Here is a 9,086-nt window from a genome sequence, read left to right on the forward strand (position 1 = left end):
TCTCGTAAAAGAAAATGTAAAAAATGAAAACGCTGAAGTGTTGGTTTTGGCAGTAGGAACTGAAGCCGATATCACCGAACTTGAGACTTATGAAGAGCGTCAAATGTTCTTGGAAGATTTGGGACTTGATGAAGCCGGATCGGCTAAACTTATTCGTTCTGCTTATAAATTATTAAACCTTCAAACCTATTTCACGGCCGGCGTGAAAGAAGTACGTGCCTGGACCATCCCGGTTGGAGCAACAGCTCCACAAGCTGCAGGAGTGATACACTCAGATTTTGAAAAAGGGTTTATCAGGGCTGAAGTCATTGCTTATGATGATTACCTGAATTATGGTAGCGAAGCTAAAGTCAAAGAAGCCGGAAAAATGAGGGTGGAAGGGAAAGAGTACATCGTTAAAGACGGTGATGTGATGCACTTTCGATTTAATGTTTAATAAACATAAAACTCTCTTTAAAAGCGAGTTTTTTTTATTTAGTTCTTTTGAAGAACATACATTTCTGTCATATCCCCATCAATGAGCTTTCCTTCCATATCCAATTGCCTTAAGTGGTTTTCACCTACTTTAAACAAGGTAGTGGTTCCGTTTTCATTGTTTGTAAGAATGACAGTGCCTCCATCATCAGTCCATTTAAAATTTCCGGACTCTTCAACTACTGTCACGTCCTTATTCATATATACCCGTTTGATTTTATAAGAGCTATCATCTCTCAATATTACTTCTGTTTTAATTCCTTCGCAGTCTGCACAGGGTAAAACTCCTGAATAGGTTCCTTGCCAATCCAATGCTATTTCTGAAGTGTGCATATCAGGGACTTGCTCCATTTCTGTTTTTTCTTCAACATCTTTATTTTCTAAAGTTTTGTTGTTTTTACAAGAAGCAATCAAAAACAAACATGATATCAAAATAAGTAATTTTTTCATGGTCTTTTAAATATATATTCATTGCAAACTTAAGAAACTAACTTAATCTCATTAGATTATTTTATGGAAAAGTAGATAAGGTTTTTAGGTGAAATTTTCTTAACAAAAAGAACTACACTATTGTTAATTACTTTCTATTTTGGAGGTTTCATTTTTTAGCCTGAAGTCTTATATTAGCGAGTCTATCATAAATTTTTATATGGCTAAAGAAACCCAATATACAGAGGATAATATCCGCTCACTGGACTGGAAAGAACACATCAGAATGCGTCCGGGTATGTACATCGGGAAACTTGGCGATGGCTCTTCTCCTGATGATGGTATTTACATTCTTTTAAAAGAAGTACTCGACAACTCGATTGATGAGTATGTCATGGGTGCCGGTAAAACTATTGAAATTCGGATTAAAGACAAAGAAGTAAAAGTGCGTGACTATGGTCGCGGTATTCCGCTTGGGAAGGTGGTTGACGTGGTTTCCAAAATGAATACAGGAGGGAAATATGATACCCGTGCTTTTAAAAAGTCTGTTGGCTTGAATGGTGTGGGTACCAAAGCCGTAAATGCACTTTCTTCTTTTTTCAGAGTGGAATCTGTGAGGGATAATCAGATAAAATATGCCGAGTTTGAACAAGGAAATCTGCTTGTTGACCCAACTCCTGAAGATTCTACGTCGCGTCGCGGGACAAAAGTCTTTTTTATTCCAGACGAAACCATTTTTAAAAACTTCAGGTACCGCAATGAGTATGTGTCCAAAATGCTCAAAAATTACGTCTATCTCAACCGAGGCTTGACCATTGATTTTAATGGGGAGAAGTATTATTCCGAAAACGGGCTTAAAGATTTACTGGAAGAAAACATTCATCACGATGATATTTTGTACCCTATCATTCATTTGGAAGCTGAAGATATTGAAATCGCGCTTACACACAGTAAAACACAATACAGCGAGGAATACCACTCCTTTGTAAACGGACAGAATACAACGCAGGGAGGAACGCATTTAAATGCTTTCAGGGAAGCTTTTGTAAAAACAATTAGAGAATTTTACGGAAAAAATTTTGAAGCAAGTGACATTAGAAAATCCATTGTTTCTGCCATTAGCATTAAAGTAATGGAGCCGGTTTTTGAAAGTCAGACCAAAACAAAACTGGGTTCGACTGATATGGGAGGCAGTTTACCAACCGTGCGCACTTTCATTATTGACTTTATAAAGAAACATTTAGACAATTACCTGCACAAAAACCCGGAAACAGCAGACAAACTTCAGCGTAAAATTCTTCAGGCGGAGCGTGAAAGAAAAGAACTTTCAGGCATCAGAAAATTAGCTAAAGAGCGCGCCAAAAAAGCAAGTCTTCACAATAAAAAGCTACGTGATTGTCGTATCCATCTACAGGATTCAAAATCAGAAAGACAACTTGAAACGACTTTATTTATAACAGAAGGGGACTCTGCTAGTGGTTCCATCACAAAAAGCCGGGATGTGAATACTCAGGCCGTTTTTAGCTTAAAAGGAAAGCCTTTGAACTGTTATGGCTTATCCAAAAAAATTGTTTATGAAAATGAAGAATTCAACCTCCTCCAAGCAGCGTTGAATATTGAAGAAAGCATCGAGGATTTACGATATAATAACATCGTTATCGCCACAGATGCCGATGTAGACGGAATGCACATTCGGTTATTGCTCATTACTTTTTTCCTTCAGTTTTTCCCAGAAGTAATTAAAGAAGGGCATTTGTATATTTTGCAGACGCCACTCTTTCGCGTACGGAATAAAAAAGAAACCATTTATTGCTATTCTGAAGAGGAACGTGTCAATGCTATCGAGAAATTAAAACCAAAACCTGAAATCACCCGATTTAAAGGTCTTGGAGAGATTTCACCAGATGAGTTCAAGCATTTTATTGGTGCTGATATTCGGCTTGACCCAGTGATGTTAGAACGCAGTATGTCGATTGAAGAGTTGCTTTCATTTTACATGGGCAAAAACACGCCCGAAAGACAAGAGTTTATTATCGATAACCTGAAATTTGAAGTAGATAAAGTTGAAGAAGCAGTTTAATTTATTTTGTCCTAAATAAGTATATTTTAATGAGCGACAACCAAAATCCAAATGAAGAAGAGTCTCCAATTCAAGAAAATGGAAATGCGACTGGAGATACCATTATCAAGGTAAACGGAATGTTTAAAGACTGGTTTCTGGATTATGCGTCTTATGTAATCCTGGAACGAGCAGTTCCTGCCATTGAAGATGGTTTCAAACCTGTACAACGTCGCATCATGCAATCTATGAAGGACCTTGATGACGGACGTTACAACAAGGTAGCAAATATTGTTGGTCATACTATGCAATACCATCCCCATGGTGATGCCAGTATTGCAGATGCGATGGTGCAAATAGGGCAGAAGGACATTTTAATTGACACTCAAGGAAACTGGGGAAATATTCTAACCGGCGATAGTGCTGCTGCTTCCCGATATATTGAAGCACGACTGTCAAAATTTGCTTTGGATGTGGTGTACAACCCAAAAGTGACTCCCTGGCAACAGTCTTACGACGGAAGAAGAAAAGAACCCATCAATCTTCCTGTGAAATTTCCTATGCTACTGGCTCAAGGCGCCGAAGGAATAGCGGTAGGACTTTCAACAAAAATATTGCCACACAATTTCAATGAACTCATTGAGGCTTCCATCAAACATTTACAAGGAAAGAAATTCACTATTTACCCCGATTTTCCCACAGGAGGAATTGCTGACGTTACAAACTACAACGACGGTTTAAGAGGAGGTAAGGTGCGTGTGCGCGCCAAGATACACCAATTGGATAAAAACACATTGGTCATTACAGAAATTCCTTTTGGAACTAACACTTCATCCTTGATTGATTCCATTTTGAAAGCCAACGACAAAGGAAAAATTAAGATTAAAAAAATAGACGACAACACGTCTGCTGAAGTGGAAATACAAATTCATTTGCCTTCCGGTCTTTCACCTGATAAAACCATTGATGCCCTGTATGCCTTTACAGCTTGTGAAACTTCCATTTCTCCGCTGGGCTGTGTCATTGAAGACAACAGACCTTTGTTTGTTGGAGTTTCTGAAATGTTGCGACGCTCAACAGACAGAACAGTTGAGTTGCTAAAGGCTGAATTGCAAATACAACTTGACGAACTTGAAGAACAATGGCATTTTGCCTCTTTAGAGCGCATTTTTATAGAAAACAGAATTTACCGCGACATTGAAGAAGAAGAAACTTGGGAAGGTGTGATTTCTGCAATAGACAAAGGCTTACAACCTCATATTAAGCATTTGAAGCGCGCTATCACTACTGACGATATAGTTAGACTAACCGAAATAAGAATCAAGCGCATTTCAAAATTTGATATAGACAAAGCACAACAAAAAATAGATTCGCTTGAGGATCAGATTGCTCAAATTAAAAACTTCCTTGATAATTTGATTGACTATGCAATCAATTATTTCAAACGTTTGTTAAAAGACTATGGAGCAGGCAGAGAGCGTAAAACCGAACTGAAAATATTTGATGATATCGAAGCCACAAAAGTGGTAATAAGAAACACAAAACTATATGTCAATAAAGAAGAAGGTTTTGTGGGGACTGCTCTGAAAAAAGACGAGTATGTAACCGATTGCAGCGATATTGATGACATCATCGTTTTTACCGAAGAAGGAAAAATGATGGTGACCAAGGTGGATACAAAAACATTTGTTGGTAAAAACATCATTCACGTCGCTGTATTTAAGAAAAAAGACAAACGCACCATTTACAATATGATATACCGGGATGGTGCTAAAGGAGCTTCTTATGTCAAGCGATTTGCCGTCACTGGAACCATTAGAGACAACATATATGATATGACTCAAGGTAATAAAGGTTCCAAAGTGTTATATTTCACTGCTAACCCCAATGGTGAAGCTGAATTAGTTCAGGTTTTATTGAGGCAAACCGGTAGTATTAAAAAGCTTAAATTTGATCTTGATTTTGCAGACATTCTCATCAAAGGAAGAAATTCCAAGGGAAATATCGTTTCCAAATATCCTATCAAGCGCGTTGAACTTAAAGAGAAAGGACTTTCAACACTTAAACCAAGAAAAATTTGGTTTGACGACACGGTACAACGATTGAATCTTGATGCGAGGGGTGAATACCTTGGCGAATTTAGGAAAGACGACAGATTATTGATAATCAATCAGTCAGGAAAAATAAAAACAGTGATTCCTGATGTAACTTTACGTTTTGATGATGGGATGATATTGCTTGAAAAATGGAAACCTAAAAAGCCTATTTCTGCCATTTATTGGGAAGGAGAAAAAGAATTATTTTATGTTAAACGTTTTCTGGTTGAAAATGAAGATAGGGAAGAAATTTTCATCACAGAACATTCTAAATCTTATTTAGAAATCATTTCCACAGATTATAAACCTGTTGTTGAGTTAGAGTTTTACAAGCCACGCGGGAAAGATCCAAAGGAAAACCAAACAGTCAATATTGAGGAATTCATTGCCATAAAAGGAATTAATGCGCAGGGCAATCAATTGACAAAGGAAAAAGTGAAGCAAATCAATCTATTGGAACCTTTACCCTTTGATGAGCCTGAGGAACTTACTGCTGAAGAAATAGAAGTCGTGGACGAAGAGAATGTGAAAAACAATTCTGAAAATAAAAATTCTGAATCAAAAGATGATAATGACTCTCGTGATGAAAACGGGCAGATTATATTGAATCTGGATTAATCCACTCGTTTGGCTATACCCCGTTCTTTTTTGGTTTGGCCCACAATGTTGTATTCAAAAGTATACGTGTTTTTATCGGTGGTTAAAATCTTCATATGTATGGCTTTTTCTTCAGCCATGCTTTTGGGATTTAGTTTCTTTACAATATATTCACAATCGTTAATCCAGCGTACAGAGGAGGTGTCAGCTTTTCCTTGAAAATAATCTATTTCAATACTGTCGTTGCGAACAAATGTTGTTTTTAGGATTTCAGTGCCTACTATAGCTTCAAATTCAAAAGTTCCGGTTTTAAAATCCTTACAGTTTCGCTCTGCGTTATAGCAAGATGAAAAAGAGATTAAAACAATTAAAAATAAAAAAATACGCATAGCATTTATTCTTTTTGCAAATTTCAGCAAAAAAAGGGAAGATTACTAATTTTTATATTCTTTAAAAGTGCCATCACTGAAGAAAACAATCACTCTATCTATTGACTTATACTTGCTTTCAGAATTTAATTGAGAAAGTAATGGTGCTTCTTCATTTTTAAGTAAAACATCTTCTTCAGTAGAGTTGCTGTTATGATTATTAGTGGAAATCTTTTTGTCAGTTTGATCTTCAGTCTCTGGAAAACTTCCTTTTCCATTTAAAAGCCAATAAAGTTTAACTTCAGGAAAGGTTTCTAATATTTTCATTACAAATTCTAAACTAGGTTTATTCCGTCCAGACAATAAATGGGAAATACTTGAACGATTAAAATCGATAGCATCAGCCAAACCTGAAGAGGTGAGGCTGTAATAATCCATCAATTCCTGAAGTCGTTTAGCAAAATCTTCACTGTTTACCATTGTAAATAACTTAAGTGTAAATATTATTTACAAATGTAACTATTAATTACAAAACATACAACATTTTAAAATATTTCATTGAGAATAAATTAATTTAATACTTTCAATAATACCACATATTTAACTGAATATAAAATTTATAAGTACATTTATTTTATTTTAAAACCTTCTTGATAGTTTGACGATTACTTTAGTGTTAAGTAAACTTCTTCCTGTTTACAAGAGTATACAAAATGAAAATTTTAGTCGTTCACAGTTGTAAACTTAAGCTTGTTTACATTTGTAAAAACGTTTTTATGTATTCAGATTACTTTATAATTCAAGAGCAAGCCTTAAGAGGAAGGTATGTGAATTTTGAGCAAATTGTTCCATTGATTAACTCCCTTATTGATTCTGAGTTTAATGTTTCTACAGAAGGCTATTCGGTTAATGGAATCCCTATTTATTCTATAGGAGTTGGGTCCGGAAACAAAAAGGTGTTAATGTGGTCTCAAATGCATGGAAACGAATCCACTACAACAAAAGCTATTTTTGATTTTATTAACTTGTTAAAAACTAAGCATGAAAATATTTATTCTTCGCATTTACTTGAAAATTTCACTTTTAAAATTATTCCAATGCTTAATCCGGACGGAGCTGAGCTCTACAAAAGAGAAAATGCCAACAAAGTTGACTTAAACAGAGATGCTCAGCATCAAACTCAAAGTGAGATTAAAACTTTTTTTAAAGTATTTGATGAGTTTAAGCCAGATGTATGCTTGAATTTACATGATCAAAGAACTATTTTTTCTGCCGGAAAAACTGGAAAATCAGCAATAATTTCTTTTTTAGCACCTTCTATAGATGAAGATAAAACACAGACTCCTCCAAGGATGTATGCTATGCAATTAATAGCCTATATGGCAAACTGCTTGAACAAGCAGATAAATGGTCATATTGGAAGGTATGATGATGGTTTTAATTTGAATTGTATTGGAGATACACTTCAGTCTAAAGGGATTCCTACTATTCTTTTTGAGGCGGGGCATTTTCCTGGTGATTATGAACGTGAAAAAACACGTGAAATAATTTTTAATTCATTTCTATTTCTTTTTGATGGCTTGCTTAATAAAAAATTACCTGGTGTGTCATCTTATTTTTTACTCCCTGAAAACCAAAAATTATTTTTTGATGTTTTGATAAAAAATGTGAAAATTCCCTATAAAAGTGAATTAACTGATGTTGCAATTCAGTTTGAGGAACAGCTGAAACAAAAGAAAATTAACTTAATTCCAAAAATAGTACGAATAGATAATCTTAAAGGCTATTTTGGTCATAAGATGATTGAGGCAAGAGGGGAGGAGATTCTTGTCAATAATTCTAACCATTTAAAAATCGATATGGTAATAGATAAAATACTAGTTGGAGGACAAAAAGTTTCATTGTAAATGGCTTTTTTAGTTTTTGTTTAAGAATAATTATTAAAATTGAGCCTATCTTTGCAAAAAAAACAATAAAACCTTAAAAGCTCATGGCTAAATTTAAACTAGACAATGTTGATCATCAAATTTTAGATATGTTGATCGATAATTCAAGAGTCCCCTTTACAGATATTGCAAAAAAACATAACGTTTCAGCCGGAACGATACACGTAAGAGTAAAAAAAATGGAAGAGGCCGGTATAATTACCGGATCATCTCTAACGGTTGATTATACAAAATTAGGTTATTCATTTATTGCATATGTAGGTATTTATTTAAACAAAACCTCTCAAACAAAATTTGTGTTGGAACGTTTAAAAACAATCCCAAATGTTACGGTAGCTCACATTACCACGGGTAAATTTAATATTTTCTGTAAAATAAGAGCAAAAAATACTCTACATGCTAAAGATATTATTTACCTCATTGATGATATTGAGGGAGTACTAAGAACAGAAACAATGATATCTTTGGAAGAAAGTATCAATGACAAAAAAAGATTGATGCATGACATTTTTGACAACGCAAATTGACATTTAAATCAGAAATTCAACTAAACGAATATGCCTCCTTTTATGGAGGCTATATTGATTTAATAGAAAGGGATTTAAACCTTGTTGAAGCCTTAAGAAACAGTTATTCATTGTTTTTGGAATACTTTCAAAATCTAACAGATGAAAAATCAAACTATAGATACGCTCATGATAAATGGAGTTTAAAAGAAGTGTTGTTACACTGTATAGACACTGAAAGAATTATGGCCTACAGAGCACTGAGGTTCTCACGAAATGACAAAGCTAAACTACCTGGTTTTGAACAGGATGAATATGTTTTGGAGTCTCATGCCGCTCAAAGGAATATTTCTGATCTCATTGATGAATATATTTCAGTCAGGAATTCCACTATGTCCTTGTTTAGAGGGTTTAATGAAAACCAATTAATAAGATCAGGAATTGCCAGTGGAAAGAATATGTCTGTTAGAGCACTTGGGTTTGTGATTTCAGGACATGAATTGCACCATCTGAATGTTTGTAGAAAAAAATATATTTTAGACTAGTTTTTCATTGTCATCTCCATCTTCAACCTCATCAATTGATTTTTCAGGAATTTCCACTATTGGCTC

General features: G+C 34.8%; 9 protein-coding genes. 6 read left to right on the top strand and 3 right to left on the bottom strand.

The window, feature by feature from the left end:
• Positions 1–436, top strand: a 436-nt coding sequence (locus AACY61_RS04055) for a DUF933 domain-containing protein (RefSeq protein WP_339610310.1), incomplete at its 5' end; no start/stop codon positions are given.
• Between the two features lie 38 nt (positions 437–474).
• Here the strand turns inward: AACY61_RS04055 and AACY61_RS04060 are convergent.
• Complete coding sequence (locus tag AACY61_RS04060; RefSeq protein WP_339610311.1) at positions 475–924, bottom strand: copper resistance protein NlpE; 450 nt, start codon at positions 922–924, stop codon at positions 475–477.
• Between the two features lie 199 nt (positions 925–1,123).
• Here AACY61_RS04060 and AACY61_RS04065 point away from each other — a divergent pair, with 199 nt between their 5' ends.
• Complete coding sequence (locus tag AACY61_RS04065) at positions 1,124–2,983, top strand: DNA topoisomerase IV subunit B (protein ID WP_339610312.1); 1,860 nt, start codon at positions 1,124–1,126, stop codon at positions 2,981–2,983.
• Positions 2,984–3,012: 29 nt separating this feature from the next.
• Positions 3,013–5,676, top strand: a complete 2,664-nt coding sequence (locus AACY61_RS04070) for a DNA gyrase/topoisomerase IV subunit A (RefSeq protein WP_339610313.1) — start codon at positions 3,013–3,015, stop codon at positions 5,674–5,676.
• Here AACY61_RS04070 and AACY61_RS04075 read toward each other — a convergent pair.
• Positions 5,673–6,044, bottom strand: coding sequence for a DNA topoisomerase IV (locus tag AACY61_RS04075; protein WP_339610314.1), 372 nt, complete (start codon positions 6,042–6,044; stop codon positions 5,673–5,675). The two genes, AACY61_RS04070 and AACY61_RS04075, sit on opposite strands and share 4 nt — an antisense overlap.
• A gap of 45 nt (positions 6,045–6,089) precedes the next feature.
• Positions 6,090–6,503, bottom strand: a complete 414-nt coding sequence (locus tag AACY61_RS04080) for a helix-turn-helix transcriptional regulator (RefSeq protein ID WP_339610315.1) — start codon at positions 6,501–6,503, stop codon at positions 6,090–6,092.
• 233 nt (positions 6,504–6,736) lie between these two features.
• Here AACY61_RS04080 and AACY61_RS04085 point away from each other — a divergent pair, with 233 nt between their 5' ends.
• The 3 genes from AACY61_RS04085 (at position 6,737) to AACY61_RS04095 (ending at position 9,020) form a co-directional block, all read left to right on the top strand.
• Positions 6,737–7,930 carry a M14 family zinc carboxypeptidase gene (locus AACY61_RS04085; protein WP_339610316.1) on the top strand — a complete coding sequence of 398 codons (1,194 nt, stop codon included), beginning with the start codon at positions 6,737–6,739 and terminating at the stop codon, positions 7,928–7,930.
• A gap of 83 nt (positions 7,931–8,013) precedes the next feature.
• On the top strand, positions 8,014–8,496 hold the full coding sequence (locus AACY61_RS04090; protein ID WP_339610317.1) for a winged helix-turn-helix transcriptional regulator: 483 nt from the start codon (positions 8,014–8,016) through the stop codon (positions 8,494–8,496).
• Positions 8,493–9,020 carry a DinB family protein gene (locus AACY61_RS04095; protein ID WP_339610318.1) on the top strand — a complete coding sequence of 176 codons (528 nt, stop codon included), beginning with the start codon at positions 8,493–8,495 and terminating at the stop codon, positions 9,018–9,020. The genes AACY61_RS04090 and AACY61_RS04095 overlap by 4 nt, the downstream gene beginning before the upstream one ends.
• The last annotated feature ends 66 nt before the right edge of the window (positions 9,021–9,086 follow it).

It is taken from the genome of uncultured Planktosalinus sp., assembly GCF_963973675.1.
Classification (GTDB): domain Bacteria; phylum Bacteroidota; class Bacteroidia; order Flavobacteriales; family Flavobacteriaceae; genus Planktosalinus.

What these genes read in the sequence shown, in the direction of transcription:
- AACY61_RS04065 (WP_339610312.1), top strand. Translation starts at nt 1,124, where the DNA reads ATGGCTAAAGAAACCCAATATACAGAGGATAATATCCGCTCACTGGAC.
- AACY61_RS04060 (WP_339610311.1), bottom strand. Translation starts at nt 924, where the DNA reads ATGAAAAAATTACTTATTTTGATATCATGTTTGTTTTTGATTGCTTCT.
- AACY61_RS04075 (WP_339610314.1), bottom strand. Translation starts at nt 6,044, where the DNA reads ATGCGTATTTTTTTATTTTTAATTGTTTTAATCTCTTTTTCATCTTGC.
- AACY61_RS04085 (WP_339610316.1), top strand. Translation starts at nt 6,737, where the DNA reads ATGAAAATTTTAGTCGTTCACAGTTGTAAACTTAAGCTTGTTTACATT.
- AACY61_RS04080 (WP_339610315.1), bottom strand. Translation starts at nt 6,503, where the DNA reads ATGGTAAACAGTGAAGATTTTGCTAAACGACTTCAGGAATTGATGGAT.
- AACY61_RS04070 (WP_339610313.1), top strand. Translation starts at nt 3,013, where the DNA reads ATGAGCGACAACCAAAATCCAAATGAAGAAGAGTCTCCAATTCAAGAA.
- AACY61_RS04090 (WP_339610317.1), top strand. Translation starts at nt 8,014, where the DNA reads ATGGCTAAATTTAAACTAGACAATGTTGATCATCAAATTTTAGATATG.